The organism is Mycobacterium sp. AZCC_0083 (assembly GCF_014202335.1).
Taxonomy (GTDB): Bacteria; Actinomycetota; Actinomycetes; order Mycobacteriales; family Mycobacteriaceae; genus Mycobacterium.
Map to the genome: position 1 here is coordinate 73,694 of NZ_JACHGP010000013.1, position 20,550 is coordinate 94,243.

Annotated in this window: 11 protein-coding genes; 4 read left to right on the forward strand and 7 right to left on the reverse strand. The window is 65.2% G+C overall.

The window, feature by feature from the left end; genetic code table 11:
• Positions 1 to 78 precede the first annotated feature (78 nt).
• The gene (gene nei2, locus HNP02_RS28940) at positions 79 to 837 is read left to right on the forward strand and encodes an endonuclease VIII Nei2 (RefSeq protein WP_184444074.1); all 759 of its coding nucleotides are present in this window, start codon (positions 79 to 81) and stop codon (positions 835 to 837) included.
• 25 nt (positions 838 to 862) lie between these two features.
• Here nei2 and HNP02_RS28945 read toward each other — a convergent pair whose 3' ends face one another.
• Both HNP02_RS28945 and HNP02_RS28950 read right to left on the reverse strand, forming a co-directional pair.
• A complete protein-coding gene (locus tag HNP02_RS28945; RefSeq protein WP_255507096.1) occupies positions 863 to 1,903 on the reverse strand; it encodes a fatty acid desaturase in 1,041 nt (346 codons plus the stop codon).
• Between the two features lie 125 nt (positions 1,904 to 2,028).
• A complete protein-coding gene (locus HNP02_RS28950) occupies positions 2,029 to 3,105 on the reverse strand; it encodes a ferredoxin reductase (protein ID WP_184444076.1) in 1,077 nt (358 codons plus the stop codon).
• A 69-nt stretch (positions 3,106 to 3,174) separates the two neighbouring features.
• Between HNP02_RS28950 and HNP02_RS28955 the strand changes: the two genes are divergently transcribed.
• Entirely contained in the window at positions 3,175 to 3,861 is a 687-nt protein-coding gene (locus tag HNP02_RS28955) for a TetR family transcriptional regulator (protein ID WP_184444077.1), read from the forward strand.
• 24 nt (positions 3,862 to 3,885) lie between these two features.
• Positions 3,886 to 4,668, forward strand: a complete 783-nt coding sequence (locus HNP02_RS28960) for an enoyl-CoA hydratase/isomerase family protein (RefSeq protein ID WP_184444078.1) — start codon at positions 3,886 to 3,888, stop codon at positions 4,666 to 4,668.
• Here HNP02_RS28960 and HNP02_RS28965 read toward each other — a convergent pair.
• The 5 genes from HNP02_RS28965 to HNP02_RS28985 all read right to left on the reverse strand — a co-directional run bounded on the left by HNP02_RS28965 (position 4,665) and on the right by HNP02_RS28985 (position 8,499).
• Positions 4,665 to 5,435, reverse strand: coding sequence for an SDR family NAD(P)-dependent oxidoreductase (locus HNP02_RS28965; RefSeq protein WP_184444079.1), 771 nt, complete (start codon positions 5,433 to 5,435; stop codon positions 4,665 to 4,667). The two genes, HNP02_RS28960 and HNP02_RS28965, sit on opposite strands and share 4 nt — an antisense overlap.
• 76 nt (positions 5,436 to 5,511) lie before the next feature.
• Positions 5,512 to 5,748, reverse strand: a complete 237-nt coding sequence (locus HNP02_RS28970; RefSeq protein ID WP_184444080.1) for a hypothetical protein — start codon at positions 5,746 to 5,748, stop codon at positions 5,512 to 5,514.
• 203 nt (positions 5,749 to 5,951) lie between these two features.
• A complete protein-coding gene (locus tag HNP02_RS28975) occupies positions 5,952 to 6,848 on the reverse strand; it encodes an NAD(P)H-binding protein (RefSeq protein ID WP_184444081.1) in 897 nt (298 codons plus the stop codon).
• A 49-nt stretch (positions 6,849 to 6,897) separates the two neighbouring features.
• Positions 6,898 to 7,278, reverse strand: coding sequence for a DUF1330 domain-containing protein (locus HNP02_RS28980; RefSeq protein WP_309241731.1), 381 nt, complete (start codon positions 7,276 to 7,278; stop codon positions 6,898 to 6,900).
• A 576-nt stretch (positions 7,279 to 7,854) separates the two neighbouring features.
• A complete protein-coding gene (locus tag HNP02_RS28985) occupies positions 7,855 to 8,499 on the reverse strand; it encodes a hypothetical protein (RefSeq protein ID WP_184444083.1) in 645 nt (214 codons plus the stop codon).
• Between the two features lie 61 nt (positions 8,500 to 8,560).
• Here HNP02_RS28985 and HNP02_RS28990 point away from each other — a divergent pair, with 61 nt between their 5' ends.
• Positions 8,561 to 20,317 carry an Ig-like domain-containing protein gene (locus HNP02_RS28990; protein ID WP_184444084.1) on the forward strand — a complete coding sequence of 3,919 codons (11,757 nt, stop codon included), beginning with the start codon at positions 8,561 to 8,563 and terminating at the stop codon, positions 20,315 to 20,317.
• The last annotated feature ends 233 nt before the right edge of the window (positions 20,318 to 20,550 follow it).

Below are 20,550 nucleotides of genomic sequence, written 5' to 3' on the forward strand. Positions count from 1 at the left end.
AGGAATACGTTTCGGTCATCGGGACCTCACAGCGGACATCTGCGCGTAACACGGGACGAGCGCGGGTAGCGTGTACGCATGCCCGAAGGGGACACCGTGTACCGGACGGCCATGAAGCTGCGCGAGGCACTCGATGGCAGAACACTCACCCGGTGCGACGTGCGGGTGCCGAAGTTCGCCACCGTCGACCTCACCGGCGAGAAGGTCGACGAGGTCATCAGCCGCGGCAAGCATCTGTTCATCCGCGTCGGCGATGCGAGCATCCACTCGCACCTCAAGATGGACGGCGCGTGGCTGATCGGCGGTCAGATCCGCCGGGTGCAGCCGCACAAGGTGCGGATCATCTTGGAAACGGCCGACTCTCGCGTCGCGGGTATCGATCTCGGTGTCCTGGAGATCCTGCAGCGGGAGCACGACATGGACGCCGTCGCGCACTTGGGCCCCGACCTGCTCGGCGACGACTGGGAGCCACGAACGGCAGCGAGCAACCTGGTCGCCGATCCCGACCGGCCGCTGGCCGAGACGCTGCTGGATCAGCGGGTGATGGCGGGTGTCGGCAACGTCTACGCCAATGAGCTGTGTTTCGTGCTGGGGCGCCTGCCGACGTCACCGGTGAGCAGCGTCAAGGATCCGCTGCGGGTCGTGCAGCGGGCACGGGACATGCTGTGGCTCAACCGGTCCCGGGCCAGTCGGGTGACGACCGGTGACACCAGACCCGGCCGTGACCTGTGGGTCTACGGCCGGGCCGGAAACGCGTGTCGCCGCTGCGGGACCATCGTGGAGATGGACCGCAACGGCGACCGCGTCATGTACTGGTGCCCGAACTGTCAGACCTAACGGATGCTTTCCTCGCCGAGCGGGGTTAGCGCCAGGGCAGAGCGAGCCTGTAGATCTTGCGGACCACGGTGGCGAACTGCTTGGGCAGCGGGCCCTTGTTGTAGGGCACGCCATACCGCTCGCAGACCTCCTGCACCTCCTTGGAGATCTCGTCGTGCCGGAACGCCGGGAGGTCGGGGAACAGGTGGTGCTCGATCTGGAACGATAGGTTGCCGCTCATCACGTGGAAGAGCTTTCCACCGGTGAGGTTCGCCGAGCCGAGGACCTGGCGGAAGTACCACATCCCACGGCTCTCGTTCTCGGTCTCCTCCTTGCTGAATTCCTGTGTGCCGTCCGGGAAGTGGCCGCAGAAGATGATCGCGTAGGACCACACGTTGCGGATCAGGTTGGCAGTCAGGTTGCCGGTGAACACCCACGGCGCGAAGGGGCCTGCGAGCAACGGGAAGGCGACATAGTCCTTCAGGGTCTGCCGCTTGACCTTGCGCCAGATGCCCCGGATCGTGTCGCGCTTGTCGGCGATGGAGATCTCACCGGAGCGGATGCGCTCGGTCTCCAACTCGTGCAGCGCCACGCCGTACTGGAAGAACACCATCAGCAGGAAGGCGTACACCGGGTTGCCCAGGTAGTAGGGCGACCAGCGCTGGGCCTCGCTCATCCGCAGGATGCCGTAGCCGATGTCGCGGTCCATGTCGACGATGTTGGTGTAGGTGTGGTGCATGTAGTTGTGCGAGTGGCGCCACTGGTCGCTGGGGCACGCCGAGTCCCATTCGAAGTTGCGGCTCGTCAGGGCGGGATCGCCCATCCAGTCGTACTGGCCGTGCATGACGTTGTGGCCGATCTCCATGTTGTCCAAGATCTTCGACGCGGCGAGCATGGCCGTCCCTGCGAGCCAGGCCGGCGGCAGGATGCCGGCGAAGAGCAGGGTCCGGCCGCCGACCTCGAGTGCGCGCTGGGCCTTGATGACCCGGCGGATGTAGGTGGCGTCGCGGTCGCCGAGGTCGGCGATCACGCGTTCCCTGATCGCGTCGAGTTCGCGGCCGAAGTTCTCGGCCTGCTCGGGCGTCATGGTGACCGTCTTGCCGCCGACGATCTTGGTGATGGCCGTCTGAGGAACAGGTGCCTTCGGTTCGACGATCACGTCGTCGGTGGTGGTGGCGTTCTCGAGTGTCGCAGTCATGACGAAGTCCTTTCCTAGAGCGCCAGTTCGACGTCGCCGACGGGGGCGGTGACGCAGATCTGCACGTCCTCCCCATCGGTCGTCGACACGGCGCCGGTGATTAGGTTCTTGACCGCGCCGCTGGTCTTGCGGCGGGTACAGGTGTGGCAGATGCCCATGCGGCAACCGCTTTCGGGTGACAGTCCGGCCGCCTCTGCCTGCTCGAGCAGGGATCGCCCGTCATCGACGACGTCAATGCCGCTGTCGGCGAACGCCACCCGGCCGCCCGACGCTTCGCTCGGCACGGCGAACACCGGCGGAACGAAGCTCTCCGACAGTGCAGCGGGGCACTGCGCGCGGACCGCATCGACCAGCGCGGGCGGGCCGCACGCGAACACGGTCTCGGGGTTCGGCATGGCCGCCACGAGGTGCTCGGGGCCGAACCGTCCGACGAGATCACCCGCATCGTCGCTGCGGGTGTAGCCGTGCAGCACCCGCACGCCGGGCAGCTCCGCCAACTCGTCGCGGTAGCACGCCTCGGTGGCCGTGCGGGCGTAGTGGACTAAGGCGACCTCGCCGGTGTGACCCTCGGCGATCAGCGTCCGCAGCATCGACAGCACCGGCGTGATGCCGCTGCCGCCGGACACGAAGAGGATGCGCCGCGGCCGGTTGGCCGGCAGGACGAAGTCCCCACCGACACCCTCGAGCCCGACGACCATGCCGGGACGGGCGTTGCGGTACAGGTGCTGTGAGACGGCGCCGCCGTCGTGCAGACCGATGGTCAGCTCGATGAGGGTGTCGTTCTCGGCGTTCGCCGGTGAGTAGCAGCGCGTCAGCCTGCGCCCGTCGACCTCGACGGAGAGGGTCACGTGCTGGCCAGCTCGCAGGGGGGATTTAGCCATGAAGGCCGCGTTGGGTTCCAGCGTCAGGGTGACACTGCGGGTGGTCTGTCGCCGGACCGCGACGACCTTGGCGCGGGAATCGCCAAGGGTCCAGGTGGGCTCCACCAGCTCGGTGTAACGGTCGACGCCGTGCGGGCCGGTAAGCAGGTCGACCAGCGGCGACCGCAGTACCCTGTCCCGTAGGCGCGGCTTCGAAGTTTGAGTGAACATGTGTACACCGTGATCCTCGTTAGCCCAATCCGTCAATCGATCGGGCCAGGTTGTGGTACGTTTCACACAGTGAACAGTCGTACGCCTAGTTCACGAACGCCCCGATCGGGACGCTCGTCGTCCTCCCGTTCCTCCCGGGACTCGCCGTCACGCGAGGAACGCAAGGAGGCGACGCGGCGGGCCATCATCGCGGCAGCACTGCGGCTCCTCGAAGAGCGCAGCTTCACCGCGCTGAGCCTGCGTGAGGTCACTCGTGAAGCGGGCATCGTGCCCGCGGCGTTCTACCGGCACTTCGACACGATGGAAGCGCTCGGGCTGATCCTCATCGACGAGTCGTTCCGCGCCCTGCGCGACATGTTGCGCAGCGCCCGCGCGGGCAAGCTCGACCCGACGAGGGTTATCGAAGGCTCCGTGGACATCCTCATAGCCGGCGTGAACGAGCGCCGCGAGCACTGGCGCTTCATTGCGCGCGAACGCAACAGCGGCGTTACCGTGCTGCGCTACGCCATCCGCACCGAGATCCGGCTGATCACCTCGGAGCTCGCGATCGACCTGGCCCGCTTCCCCGGGCTGAACGCCTGGAGTGCCGAGGACCTCAACATCCTTGCGAGCCTGTTCGTCAACTCGATGATCTCCATCGCCGAGGCCATCGAGGACGCCGTCGACCAGACCGCACTCGAGGAGATCAGGCGCATCGCCGTGAAGCAGCTCCGGCTGATCGGCACTGGGATCAACGGATGGCACAGTAGCGATTAGTTGACGCGAATAGTGTCAAGTGCCATGGCGCATCTTGAACTGACCCGGCCACGTCCAGACGTCGCCCTCATCACGCTCAACCGGCCCGACAAGCTGAACGCACTCAACTACGACTTGGTCGAAGACCTGCACGCCACACTCGAAGCGATCGATGCCGACGACGAGTGCCGCGTCGTGGTCCTGACGGGCGCCGGCCGCGGGTTCTGCTCGGGCCTGGACCTGACGGATCCGTTCCCCGATGAGGCCAACCACGGGTTGGAGTTTCCCCGGTCGAGCATGCGCTGGCAGGAGCGCATCGCGAACCTCACCACGCGCCTGATCCGCCTGCGCCAGCCGGTGATCGCCGCCGTCAACGGACCGACGTACGGCGGCGGTTTCGCCCTGGCGCTGGCCTCCGACATCCGGATCGCGTCGGAATCGGCGCGGTTCTGCACGCAGTTCATCAAGCTCGGACTCGGCGGCTGCGACATCGGCGTCAGCTACACGTTGCCGCGCGTGGTCGGCGCCGGGCAGGCCTTCGACCTGATCCTCACCGCGCGCACGGTTGCCGCGGACGAAGCGCTGCGGCTCGGCCTGGTATCGCGGCTGTCGACCGGATCGGTGGTCGACGACGCACTGGCGATCGCCGAAACCCTGTGCGGCTACGGCAAGTTCGGTGTTGAGTCCACCAAGCAGGTGCTGTGGGCGAACCTCGAGGCGCCGAGCCTGGAGGCGGCGCTGCAGGTGGAGAACCGCAGCCAGATCCTCGCGACCACTAGCGGTGAGATACGCGAGGCAACCGCGGCGTTCGCCACCCGCAAGCGCTAGCGCGGGGTCCCGCCGCCGTCGACGATGACGACCTGGCCGGTGATGAAACTACCTGCGCCAGAACACAACAGCAGCGCGGTACCGACCATCTCGTCGGCATGCGCGAGGCGCTTCATCAACGTTCCGCCGATCATGTGATCGATCGCCTGCTGCGGGTTGTTGCGCATCATGTCGGTGTCCACCGGTCCTGGCGCCATGGCGTTGACCCTGATGCCGTATGAGACCAAGTCAGCGGCCATCGACCGCGTGAACGACATCAGCGCCGCCTTGACGGAACCATAGATGGCCAGGCCCGGGGCGAACGTGAACGCACCCACCGACACCATGTTCAGCACCGCCGCGTGCTCGCTCTTCCTCAGGTGCGGCAGCGCCTTCTGCACCAGGAACACCGGGCCGTGCAGATTGACCTCGTAGGACTTCGTCAGCGCCTCGGGAGTCATCTCGCCGAACGGTTGGGCCAGCGCGTTGGCGGCATTGTTGACCACTACGTCGATGCCACCGAACTCGGCGACGGTGCGCTCCACGATGACGTCGAGGTCGTCGACGCTGCCCGTGTGCGCAGGCACGCCGATCGCCTGTCCGCCGAGGTCGCGCAGGTGTTTGGCAGCCCCCTCGCAGGCGTCGGCCTTGCGGCTGGCAACTACGACGTTTGCACCGGCCAGCACGAAACCCTCGGCCAAGGCCAGCCCGATGCCGCGGGTGCCACCGGTCACGATGACGGCACGGCCGGTCATGTCGAAGAGACGGTCGAATGCGCTGCGATCCATTTCGTCAGTAGAACACGGTGCAGTTTTCCGCTAGTCGCCCAAGTTCGTCGACCTACATCCGATCGGTGCAGGAGCCTCAGCCCTTATAGGGCGTGGCCTTCACGGGCGGCACGTTCTTGACCGGCTCAACAGTCCCCGAGAACGTCAGCGTCGTCGTCTCACCGGTCGACATCGACCCGACGGATACGACAGCCGTCTGACCGTCACTCGTGCCACCGGCTACTGCGCCGATGACTCCCATTGCAACCAGAGCGCTCAGGCCCAGCAGTGCGGCCGGCCCCTTGCGGTTGCCGGAGCCAAGAGTTCGGGTCATGTTGATCCACCAATCGTCAATTGTTCGGAACGCCTTGCCGGCGCATCGACGTCCATTAACCCTGCAGCGACCCCAATCCGACCGTCAGCCCAAGGACATTGACAGGAAATTGGTAAGCGAATGGCAGCATTCAGCGCTGGCGCAGATCAGATTTCGTGATCTGTTCACAGGGATCCCAACAGTGGACGAATCCCCGGCGTGGATTACGACCACAGGTCCAGATGGGTCGATACCCATTGCTCGACGGTTTGGGCGGGACGTCCCGTGACGCACTCCACGTCATCCGTCGCGCGGTTGTACCGGTCCTCACGATGCAGCTGCGCCATCGTCGAAATATGGTGCGCCACATGGTTGGAAAGCCCCGCACTGGCCAGCAGGCCGAGCATCGTCTCGGTCGGGAGCTCCTCGGGGGTGATCGATCGCCCCAGTGCCCGTCCGAACTGTTCGGCGAGCCCGGCGACGTCGAGCACCTGTGGCCCGGTCAGCTCGTACACCTGACCGGCCGTCGTCACGGGTTTGCCAAGCAACGCCACGACCACCCGGGCCACGTCGTCGGCCGCGATCGGCGAGGTGTGGCCGTCGCCGAAGGGCAAGGCGAGTACTCCCCTGTCGCGGATCGACGCGGCACCAAGGACGGTGAACAGCGGGTTGTCGAGGAACACCGTCGGCCGCACGTGCACGACGGGTATGCCCGACCAGTTCATGACGCGCTCGGAGAGCCAGTGCAGACGCTGTTGCCGGGACTCCTCGGTGCTCGTCAGCGTCATCTGAGACACCGTCATCTGCGACATGTTCACGACCGTCTCGAGGCCGCCGAGTTCCCTGACCACGGCGCTCACCACGGCCGAAGCCTCGACGTACTCCGGTGAGACGCTCATGTTGAAGTACATCCGGGTGACGCCGCGCGTCGCGCTGGCGACGTCCTCCGGCGATGTCAGGTCGCCGACCACCACTTCGGCGCCGAGGTCGCGCAGGGCGTCGGCGCGCGCGTCGTCGCGACGGACCAACGCACGCACCGGCTGGTCCGCCCGCCGCAGCTCGGCAACGACGCGACGGCTGACACTGCCGACGCCTCCGCCGGCACCGGTGATCAGGAACATGCGACTAGCGACGTCGGCGGGTGTCGAGGAATTCCCCGCCGCGGTGGGATCACTCGGTCATCGACCACGTCGACGTGGCGATCAGGTCGCCGTGTTCCAAGGCTGCCACGCGGAGTTCGTGCACCTTGGCGTAGTCGGGATCGGTCACCATGTCGATGAACGCCTGCGGCGTCGGATATTCGGCGATCAGGATGGCGTCCCAACCTGGCCGCTCGCCGTTGCCGATCACCACCGTCGGCGCCGTCCCGGCGTAGTGGACGGTCGCGCCCACCCGTTGCAGGTGCGGGACGACCGCCTGTGCGTACCGCACGTAGTTTTCGCGCCCGCCGTCCACCTTGAACGTCAACAGGTTGACCATCACGACCGGGGCGTCGGGCGGGCGCGCAGCCAATGCCGCGAACTGTTCGGGGGTGGGTTCGAGGGCGCTCACCGCGTCCACTCCTCCCTGAGTAGGGGCATGCACTGATTGTGGGCGCCGGCGCGCTGCCGCGGTGCGGAAAGCGCTCGATCTCGGACGGCGGTGCGGCCCTGCGAAGCGGTCGTCATAGGTCGAGCGGAAAACTCTCATCGAACTTTGTAGCAAATTTTGACGCGTACGTTCTTTCGTCAGCGTAAATTATTGCTAGAGGCGACCGCCCCCGACTGCGCCGAACCGTCGAACGAACCCTTGAGCCGACGGCTTGAACGTCGTCGTGTGCGTGCGCCCACGGCATCGCGGCACGCTTCCAGCTCCGGAATCGATCCCGATCGGGCCCTGAGCAGTAGAGGATGGACGTTTGACCGCGCATTCGAGTCGAAGTGGCGTCCGGTCGAAACCGCGCCACCGGAAGGTCGGCGGCGCACGTAGCAAGCAGGCCACCTACCCCAGCTTCCGCATCGATCAGCAACGTCCAAACTTTGCCCCAGTCGCGCCAATGGTCGTCACTGTGTCGGGTTGCAGTAAATATGTTGGACGCGTCGGAGCGCTCGCGGTGGCACTCGGCGTCGGGGCCGCGGTCGCCACCGGTCATGGCCTCGGACTGCCCGAGGCGCATGCCGAGACCGGATCGGATCCATCGGATACCAAGTCATCGGACTCGCCATCCGATTCGGCACCCACCTCGACGCCGACCGGGCGGACCAGCGAGAGCCACCAGGCGGCAACCGAAGAGCCCGCCGAGACGAGCACGTCGTCGACGACGCAAACGAACCAGCCGGCCGCGCCGACGACGTCCACCGGATCCACCTCGCAGCCGGCGCATGCCGCCGAGTCGGCACCCGAAATGCACGTCAGCAGCTCCGGCGGCGCCAATACGTCTACGAACGACGCGGGCCAGGCCACCGACGCGGACCCGACGCCGGCCTCTACGTCATCACCGACGTCGTCGCCATCAAGCACCCATGAGCAGGTGGAGCCGAGCACTACGCCGACGGTTACCGCGCCCGAGACGCCGGTCGTCACGACGCCCGCAGCCGAGGTCACCGAGCAACCGCCCGCGGTGCCGGCAACGACGCCGACTGCGGCCAGCGACCCAGTGCCCGTCGTACCGGAATCCGTACACGACGTCATCACGCCCGCCGGGTCGGACGGCGGGAGCGATCCGTCCCAGACCGCCGGTTCGACCCCGACGCCGCCGAAACCCGGCGACCACGTCCAGAGCGCGCAATCCACGGCGCCCGACGCGGAATCAACCTCCTCGGTCGACGGTCAGGAATCGCCGACGGCGAACTCGATGCAGTTTGCTGCCCTCAGCTTGCCGCAGCCGCCACCGGATCTCTCGCAACAGGTGAATCCGCTCCTGGCGATACCCGTCGCGATCGTCAACATCGCCGCCACGTTCGTCGCGGCGATCTTCGCCCCGTTCTTGGCACCCGGTCCTTGTGCGCCTGCGCAACCCCCGTTGCTATGGGCGGTGTTGGCGTGGGTGCGCCGCGAGATTCAGCACACCTTCTTCAACCGCACGCCCCACGTGCGTTCACAAGACGTGGACCTTTCCCTCGGCCCCGGCGAGGTGAGCGATCCGATCTCGTTCGACGCCTATGACTCGGATGGCGACGGCATCGTCTACGGGGTACCCGATCGCGGCGCCTTGAACGGCCCCGCCCACGGCACGGTGACAGTCGACCAGGCCACCGGCACCTTCACCTACGACCCCGACGACGGCTACACCGGAACCGACGAGTTCACCGTCACCGTCAGCGACGCCGAGAACTGCTTCCACTTCCACGGCCTGCTCGGCTTTCTGCGACCCAACTTCGGGCACACCGACACGGCGACGATCCGACTGACGATCGCCGGCTCGGGGTCCGGCCCCGGCGCCGCACCGGTCGCATTCGACGACACCGTCAACGCCATCGAGGACCACTCCGCCACGGGTAACGTCTTGAGCAACGACAGCCACGTCGGGGCCACTCCATTGAGTGCCACGTTGGGGACCGGGCCCACGCACGGCACCCTCACGTTCAACTCCGACGGCTCGTTCACCTATACACCGCAAGCGAATTACAGCGGAGCCGACTCCTTCTCGTACACCGCGTCCGATGGCACCGCGACGAGCAATCTGGCCACTGTCACCATCGGTTTGACCGCGGTGAACGACGCACCGGTGGTTGGCGACGACGCCGTAAACACTTCTGAGGACCACCAGGTCTCGGGGAACGTCCTGACCAATGACACCGACGCCGACAGCGGTTCCCTGGCGGTGGTCAACCCGGGCGCCATCACCACCACCCACGGTACCGTCACCCTCGCCGTCGACGGATCCTTCACCTACACACCACAATCGGACTTCGTCGGCACGGACTTGTTCTCATACCAGACCACCGACGGTCAGGCCGTCAGCAGACTGGCCATCGTCACCATCACCATCACCGCGGTCAACGACGCGCCGGTCGCCGGCGACGACACCGTCAGCACTACCGAAGACCATCAGGTCTCGGGCAACGTCCTGACCAATGACACCGACATCGACAGCGGCACCCTCACGGTGGTCAACCCGGGAACGATCACCACGACCCACGGCACGGTCAGCATGGCCGCCGACGGCTCGTTCACCTACACACCGACCACCAATTTCTTTGGCACGGACTCGTTTAGCTACCGAGCCACCGATGGTCAAGCCGTGAGTGACCTCGCCACCGTGACCATCACCGTCACGGCGGTCAACGACGCACCAGTGGCCGGCGACGACGCCGCCAGTACCACTGAGGACCACCCGGTCTCGGGCAACGTGCTCACCAACGACACCGACGTCGACAGCGGCACGCTGACCGTCGTCAACCCGGGAACCATCACCACCACGCATGGCACCGTCACGCTGGCCGCCGACGGATCCTTCACCTACACACCACAATCGAACTTCGTCGGCACGGACTTGTTCTCATATCAGAGCACGGATGGTCAGGCCGTCAGCAGACTGGCCATCGTCTCCATCACCGTCTCCGCGGTCAACGACGCGCCGGTCGCCGGCGACGACACCGTCAGCACTACTGAAGACCATCAGGTCTCGGGCAACGTGCTCACCAATGACACCGACGTCGACAGCGGCACCCTGACCGTGGTCAACCCAGGGACGATCACCACCACGCACGGCACGGTCAGCCTGGCAGCCGACGGAACGTTCACCTACACGCCGACCGCGAATTACTTTGGCACGGACTCGTTTACGTACCGAGCAACTGATGGTCAAGCGGTCAGCTCATTCGCGACGGTCACCATCACGATCACCGCGGTCAACGATGCACCCGTCGCCGGCGACGACACAGCCAGCACCATCGAGGACAACCCCGTCTCGGGCAACGTGCTCACCAACGACACGGACGTCGACAACGGCACCCTCACGGTGGTCAACCCGGGGACCATCACCACCACGCACGGCACCGTCACCATGGCCGCCGACGGCTCGTTCACCTACACACCAACCGCCAACTACAACGGCACCGACTCGTTTACCTACCGCGCCACGGACGGCACCACCGCCAGCGCACTGGCCACCGTGACCATCACGATCACCGCCGTCAACGACACACCGGTATCAGTCGAAGACTCGGCCAGCACCACCGAAGACAACCCCGTCTCGGGCAACGTGCTCACCAACGACACCGACGTCGACAGCGGCACCTTGACCGTGGTCAACCCGGGGACGATCACCACCGCCCATGGCACCGTCGCACTCGCCGCCGACGGCTCATTCAATTACGCACCGACTACCAATTTCTTTGGCACCGACTCCTTTACGTATCAGGCCACTGACGGCACCGCAGTCAGTGACCTCGCGACCGTGACGATCACCATCACTGCGGTCAACGACACACCCGTGGCGACCGACGACAACTTCACGACCGGTGAAGACGGAGTACTCACTGTCGGCGCCGCCGCCGGCGTTTTGGGCAACGACACCGACGTCGACAATGGCACGCTCACGGTGGTCAACCCGGGCACCATCACCACCACCCACGGCACCGTGACGCTCGCCGCCGACGGCTCGTTCACCTACACACCGACTTCCAATTTCTTTGGCACGGACAGCTTTACCTACCGCGCCACTGACGGCACCACCGTCAGTGACCTCGCCACCGTCACCATCACCATCACCGCAGTCAACGACGCACCCGTCGCCGGCGACGACACCGCCAGCACTACTGAAGACAATCCGGTGTCAGGCAATGTCCTCACCAACGACACCGACGTCGACAGCGGCACCCTGACCGTCGCCAGCCCCGGCACCATCACCACCACCTACGGCAGCGTCGTCCTCAACACCGACGGAACCTTCACCTACACACCAACAATCAACTACAACGGCACCGATTCATTCACCTACCGCACCACCGACGGGACCACCACGAGCGCCCTGGCCACCGTCACCATCACCATCGCCGCAGTCAACGACGCGCCGATGGCTGGCGACGATAACGTGAACACCATTGAAGACAATCCAGTCTCGGGCAATGTCCTCACCAACGACACCGACGTCGATGGTGGCACGTTGACGGTGGTGAGCCCGGGCACGATCTCCACCACCCACGGCACCGTCACACTCGCCGCCGACGGAACCTTTACCTACACACCGACCACCAATTTCTCTGGCACGGACTCGTTTACCTACACCGCTACCGACGGTCTGGCCGTGAGCGCGCCGGCCACGGTCACCATCACCATCACCGCCGTCAACGATGCACCGGTATCGGTCGATGACGGCGTCAGCACCACCGAGGACAACTCCGTCTCGGGCAACGTCCTCACCAACGACACCGACATCGACAGCGGCACCCTCACCGTCGCCACCCCCGGCACCATCACCACCGCCCACGGCACCGTCACCCTGGCGGCCGACGGCTCCTTTACCTACACACCAGCAGCCAATTACAACGGCACCGACTCGTTCATCTACCAAGCCACCGACGGCACCACCGCCAGCGCCCTCGCGACAGTCACCATCACCATCACCGCCGTCAACGACGCACCGAAATCAGTCGACGACGCCGTCAACACCACTGAAGACAACCCAGTCTCGGGCAACGTCCTCACCAACGACACCGACATCGACAGCGGCACCCTGACCGTCGCCAACCCCGGGACCATTGCCACGACGCACGGCACGGTCACGTTGGCCGCGGACGGATCGTTCACCTACACACCCACCGCCACCTACAACGGCACAGACTCATTCACCTACCAAGCCACCGACGGCACCACTGTCAGCGCACTCGCCACAGTGACGATCACCATCACCGCCGTGAACGACGCACCCGTCGCCGGCGACGACACTGCGAACACCACTGAAGACAATCCGGTCTCGGGCAACGTCCTGACCAACGACACCGACATCGACAGCGGCACCCTCACCGTAGCCAGCCCAGGCACCATCACCACCACCCACGGCACCGTCACCCTCGCCGCCGACGGAACCTTTACCTACACACCAACCGCCAACTTCTTTGGCACCGATAGCTTTACCTACCGCGCCACTGATGGTCAGGCCGTGAGTGCCTTCGCCACCGTCACGATCACCGTCACCGCCGTGAACGACGCACCCGTCTCCGGCGACGACACTGCCAGCACCAGTGAAGACAACCCCTTCTCGGGCAACGTGCTCACCAACGACACTGACATCGACAGCGGCACCCTCACCGTCGCCAACCCAGGCACCATCACCACCACCCACGGCACCGTCACCCTCGCCGCCGACGGAACCTTCACCTACACACCAACGGCCAACTACAACGGCACCGACTCGTTCACCTACCGCACCACCGACGGCACCACCACGAGCAACCTGGCCACCGTCACCATCACCATCACCGCCGTGAACGACGCACCCATCGCCAACGACGACACCGCCAGCACCACCGAAGACAACCCCATCTCGGGCAACGTCCTGACCACGGACACCGACATCGACAGCGGCTCACTCACTGTCGCCACCCCCGGCACCATCACCACCACCCATGGCATCGTCACACTCGCCGCCGACGGATCGTTCACATACGCACCCACCGCCAACTACAACGGCACGGACTCGTTCACCTACCAAGCCACCGACGGCACCAACGTCAGTGACCTCGCCACCGTCACCATCACCATCACCGCCGTCAACGACGCACCTATCGCCAACGACGACACTGCCAGCACCACCGAAGACAACCCCATCTCGGGCAACGTGCTCACCAACGACACTGACATCGACAGCAGCACCCTGACCGTCGCCAACCCCGGCGCCATCGCCACCGCCCACGGCACGGTCACTATGGCCGCCGACGGAACCTTCACCTACACACCCACCGCGAATTTCTTCGGCACGGACTCGTTTACCTACCGCACTACCGACGGCACCACCACGAGCAACCTCGCCACCGTCACCATCACCATCACCGCCGTCAACGACGCACCCGTCGCCGCCGATGACAACTTCACGATCGGCGAAGACGGTCCACTAAGCGTGGGCGCTGCCGCCGGCGTGCTGACCAATGACACCGACATCGATAACGGCACCCTCACCGTCGTCAACCCAGGCGCCATTACCACCACCCACGGGACCGTGACGCTTGCCGCAGACGGGTCATTCACCTACACGCCCGCCACCAACTTCTTTGGCACGGACTCGTTTACGTATCGCGCCACCGACGGCACCACCGTGAGCAACCTCGCCACAGTCACCATCACCATCACCGCCGTCAACGACGCGCCCATCGCCAACGACGACACAGTCAGCACCACCGAAGACAACCCCATCTCGGGCAACGTGCTCACCAACGACACCGACATCGACAGCGGCACCCTCACCGTCGCCACCCCGGGCATCATCACCACCACCCACGGCACCGTCACCCTCGCCGCCGACGGCTCGTTCACCTATACGCCGACTGCCAATTTCTTTGGCACAGACTCGTTCACCTACCGAGCTACCGACGGGACCGCCGTCAGCGACCTCGCCACAGTGACGATCACGATCACCGCCGTCAACGACGCGCCCATCGCCAACGACGACACTGCCAGCATCACTGAAGACCAACAGGTCTCCGGCAACGTGCTCACCAACGACACCGACGTCGACAGCAGCACCCTCACGGTGGTCAACCCAGGCATCATCACCACCACCCACGGCACGGTCACTTTGGCCGCCGACGGAACCTTCACCTACACACCAGCAGCCAACTACAACGGCACCGACTCCTTCACCTACCAAGCCACCGACGGTCAGGCGGTCAGCGCACTCGCCACAGTGACGATCACCATCACCGCAGTCAACGACACCCCCGTCGCCGGCGACGACACCGCCAACACCACCGAGGACAATCCGGTCTCGGGCAACGTCCTCGCCAACGACACCGACATCGACAGCGGCACACTCACAGTCGCCACCCCCGGCACCATCACCGCCACCCACGGCACCGTCGTCCTCAACACCGACGGGTCGTTCACCTACACACCCACCGCCAACTACAACGGCACCGACTCATTTACCTATCGAGCGACCGACGGCACCACCACGAGCGCGCTAGCCACCGTCACCATCACGATCGCCGCGGTCAACGACGCACCAGTATCAGTCGGTGACACCGCCACGACCACTGAGGACAATCCGGTCTCGGGCAACGTGCTCACCAACGACACTGACATCGACAGCGGCACACTCACCGTCGCCACCCCCGGGACCATTGCCACGACGCACGGAACCGTCACCTTGGCCGCCGACGGAACCTTCACCTACACACCACAATCGAACTACAACGGAACCGACAGCTTTACCTATCAGGCGACCGATGGCACCACCACCAGCGCACTCGCCACCGTCACCATCACCATCACCGCCGTCAACGACGCACCCGTCGCCAACGATGACAACTTCACTGGCGGTGAGGACGGCACGCTGACCGTGGGCGCCGCCGCCGGCGTGCTGGCCAACGACACCGACGTCGACAGCGGCACGCTGACCGTAGTCAGCCCGGGAACCATCACCACGGCACACGGAACCGCCACCCTTGCTGGCGACGGCTCGTTCACCTACACACCCACCGCGAATTTCTTCGGCACGGACTCGTTTACCTACCGCGCTACCGACGGCACCACGGTGAGCGCACTGGCCACGGTGACGATCACCATTACCGCGATCAACGACGCACCCGTGGCTGGCGACGACGCAGCCAGCACCACCGAGGACAACCCCATCTCGGGCAACGTGCTCACCAACGACACCGACATCGACAGCAGCACCCTGACCGTCGCCAACCCCGGCACCATCACCACCACCCACGGCACCGTCACCCTCGCTCCCGACGGATCGTTCACCTACACCCCCACAACCAACTACAACGGCACCGACACCTTCACCTACCAAGCCACCGACGGCACCACCGCCAGCGCACTCGCCACCGTCACCATCACCATCACCGCCGTCAACGACGCACCCGTCGCCAATGATGACAACTTCACTGGCGGTGAGGATGGCACGCTCACCGTCGGCGTCGCTGCCGGTGTTTTGGGTAACGACAGTGACGTCGACGGCCCCACCCTGACCGTCGTGAACCCCGGCACCATCACCACCACCCACGGCACCGTCACCCTCGCTCCCGACGGATCGTTCACCTACACACCGACGGCCAACTACAACGGCACCGACACCTTCACCTACCAAGCCACCGACGGCACCACCACGAGCAACCTGGCCACCGTCACCATCACCATCACCGCCGTCAACGACGCACCCGTCGCGACCGATGACAACTTCACGACTGGCGAAGACGGTGCACTCACCGTCGGCGCCGCCGCCGGCGTCTTGAACAATGACACCGACATCGACAGCGGCACACTCACCGTCGCCAACCCCGGGAGCAATGCCACGACGCACGGAACCGTCACCCTGGCGGCCGACGGATCGTTCACCTACACACCCGCCATGAATTTCTTTGGCACCGACAACTTCACCTACAGGGCGACCGACGGCACCACCGTCAGCGCACTCGCCACCGTCACCATCACCATCGCCGCGATCAACGACGCACCCGTCGCTGGCGACGACGCAGTCAACACCAACGAAGACAATCCGGTCTCGGGGAACGTCCTGACCAATGACACCGACGTAGAGAACAGTCCATTGACGGTGGTCAGCCCCGGAACTATCACCACCACCCACGGCACCGTCACCCTGGCCGCCGACGGATCGTTCACCTACACACCGACCACCGACAACAACGGCACCGACTCATTCACCTACCAAGCCACCGACGGCACCACTGTGAGCAACCTGGCCACCGTCACCATCACGATCACCGCCGTGAACGACGCACCCGTCGCCAACAACGACAACGCCACCACCAACGAAGACAATCCGGTCTCGGGCAACGTCCTGACCAATGACACCGACGTCGACAGCGGCACCCTCACCGTCGTCAGCCCCGGGACCATTGCCACGACGCACGGAACCGTCACCTTGGCCGCGGACGGAACCTTCACCTACACGCCGACGGCCAACTACAACGGCACCGACAGCTTTACCTACCAAGCCACCGACGGTCAGGCCCTCAGCGCACTCGCCACCGTCACCATCACGATCGCCGCGGTCAACGACGCACCAGTATCAGTCGGTGACACCGCCACGACCACCGAGGACAATTCGGTCTCGGGCAACGTGCTCACCAACGACACCGACGTCGACAGCGGCACCCTCACCGTCGCCACCCCCGGCACCATCACCACCACCCACGGCACCGTCGTCCTCAACACCGACGGAACCTTTACCTACACACCAGCAGCCAACTACAACGGCACCGACACCTTCACCTACCAGGCCACCGACGGAATCACCGCCAGCGCACTGGCGACGGTCACCATCACCATCGCCTCAGTCAACGACGCACCCGTCGCGACCGATGACAACTTCACGACTGGCGAAGACGGTGCACTCACCGTCGGCGCCGCCGCCGGCGTCTTGAACAACGACACCGACGTCGACAGCGGCACCCTGACGGTCGCCAACCCCGGCACCATCACGACTACCCACGGCACCGTCGTCCTCAACACCGACGGAACCTTTACCTACACACCAGCAGCCAACTACAACGGCACCGACACCTTCACCTACCAGGCCACCGACGGCACCACCGTGAGCAACCTGGCCATCGTCACCATCACCGTCACCGCAGTGAACGACGCCCCAGTCGCCAACAACGACAACGTCACCACCAACGAAGACAACTCGGTCTCGGGCAACGTGCTGACCAACGACACCGACGTCGACGGCGGCACCTTGACCGTCGCCACCCCCGGCACCATCACCACCGCCCACGGCACCGTCGTCCTCAACACCGACGGGTCGTACACCTACACACCCACCGCCAACTACAACGGCACCGACACCTTCACCTACCAAGCCACCGACGGTCAGGCCCTCAGCGCACTCGCCACCGTCACCATCACGATCGCCGCGGTCAACGACGCACCAGTATCAGTCGGTGACACCGCCACGACCACCGAGGACAATTCGGTCTCGGGCAACGTGCTCACCAACGACACCGACGTCGACAGCGGCACCCTCACGGTCGCCACCCCCGGCACCATCACCACCGCCCACGGCACCGTCGTCCTCAACACCGACGGGTCGTACACCTACACACCCACCGCCAACTACAACGGCGCCGACTCGTTCACCTACCGCACCACCGACGGCACCACGACAAGCAACCTAGCGACCGTGACGATCACCATCACCGCGGTCAACGACGCACCCGTCGCGACCGATGACAACTTCACGACTAGCGAAGACGGTGCACTCACCGTCGGCGCCGCCGCCGGCGTCTTGAACAACGACACCGACATCGACAGCGGCACCCTGACGGTCGCCAACCCCGGCACCATCACGACTACCCACGGCAGCGTCGTGCTGAACGCGGACGGCTCGTTCACCTACACACCGACGGCCAACTACAACGGCACCGACTCGTTCACCTACCGCACCACCGACGGCACCACCGTGAGCAACCTGGCCATCGTCACCATGACCGTCACCGCAGTGAACGACGCCCCAGTCGCCAACAACGACAACGTCACCACCAACGAAGACAACTCGGTCTCGGGCAACGTGCTGACCAACGACACCGACGTCGACGGCGGCACCTTGACCGTCGCCACCCCCGGCACCATCACCACCGCCCACGGCACCGTCGTCCTCAACACCGACGGGTCGTACACCTACACACCCACCGCCAACTACAACGGAGTCGACAGCTTCACCTACCAAGCAACCGACGGTCAGGCCCTCAGCGCACCGGCCACCGTGACCATCGCCGTCACCGCAGTCAACGACACACCCGTCGCGAACAACGACAGCTACATCACCAACGAAGACACCGTCCTGAACGGCAACGTGCTCACCAACGACACCGACGTCGACAGCGGCACACTGACCGCAGTGCTCGGCACCGGGCCAGCACATGGCGTCCTCACGCTCAACGCCAATGGGTCGTTCACCTACACCCCGCAGGCGAACTACAACGGCGCGGACTCGTTCACCTACACGACCACCGACGGCAACACCACGAGCAACGTCGCCACTGTCACCATTGGCCTGACGGCGGTCAACGACCCGCCCACCGCTGGCGACGACGCATACGGCGTTGCGGAGGACGGAACGCTGAACGTGAGCGTTGGCAGCGGTGTACTGACCAACGACGCCGACGCCGACACGGACCCGCTCGCCGCGGTGATCGGTACCGGACCCTCGCACGGCGCCCTCACCCTCAACGCCGACGGGTCCTTCACCTACACACCGACGGCCAACTACAACGGCACCGACACCTTCACCTACCGCGCCACCGACGGCCAAGCTGTCAGCGCACTAGCGACGGTCACCATCACCGTCACCGCCGTCAACGACGCACCCGTCGCAGTCAACGACACCGCCACCACCAACGAAGACACTCCCCTCAACGGCAACGTCCTGACCAACGACACCGACATCGACAGCGGCACCCTCACCGTCGCCACCCCCGGCACCATCACCACCACCCACGGCAGCGTCATGCTCAACACCGACGGGTCATACACCTACACACCAACAACCAACTACAACGGCACCGACTCCTTCACCTACCGCACCACCGACGGCACCGCGACGAGCAACCTCGCCACCGTCACCATCACCGTCACCGCCGTCAACGACGCGCCCGTCGCCACCAGCGATTCCTACAATCTCCCAGCGAACGGGACTCTCACGGTTCTCGCGGGCGGGGTGCTGACCAACGACAACGACGTCGAGGGCAGCTCACTGACCGCAGTCCTCGTCACCGGCCCCGCCCACGGCTCTCTGAGCCTCAATGCCGACGGCTCCTTCACCTACACCCCCACCAGCGCCTACACCGGCAGCGACAGCTTCACCTACCGCGCCTTCGACGGCACCACCAACGGAAACATCGCCACCGTCACCATCACCGACACCATCGCCCCCACGGCGGTCGGGGTACAGACCACCAACGCGGGCGGCGCTGGCGGGGTCGGGGTCATCCAGCAGAACGACACCATTACCTACACCTTCAGCGAGCCGATGGACCCCAATTCGATCATCGCCGGATGGGACGGCACCAGCATGAGGGACGTCGTCGTCCGGGTCAATGACGGCGATCTCCTCCTCGGTATCGGTGTCGCCGACACCCTCCAGGTCTGGGACGCCTCGAACGGCTCGGTTCTGCCGCTGGGGACGGTCAGTTTGGGCCGCACCGACTACGTCAACTCACTGCTCGGAGGACTGCTCGGGTCCAACCTCCGCTACGGCGCCACCGGGACTCCATCGAAGATGATGATGAGCGCCGACAAGAGGACGGTCACGATCGTGCTCGGCACCTACAGCGCGAGCAACGCCCTCGTCGGCCAAGGCGGCGCGGGGGGAACTGGAACGATGACCTGGACGCCGACAGCGGGGCCGAAAGACCTCGCGGGCAACGCGCTCGTGCTCACGCCCGCAATCGAGTCCGGCACTGCCGACGAGGAGTTCTGACGGGCTTCGACGCGGGAAGCGCATTTTGCTCCCTACGGAAGCATCGCCCGCCCGGCGACCAGGAACGACGCCGACGATCATCCGGAGCACCGTAGCCATTCCGTGACCTTTGGCATTGCAGCGTGGGCGATCTCGGTCTGCACCCATACAACGAAAGTTACTGTGATCAAGAGAATTCGGATTCGGTAGCGATCTTGAATGCCACGGACTAGATTGGCCGTCAGCATCCACAC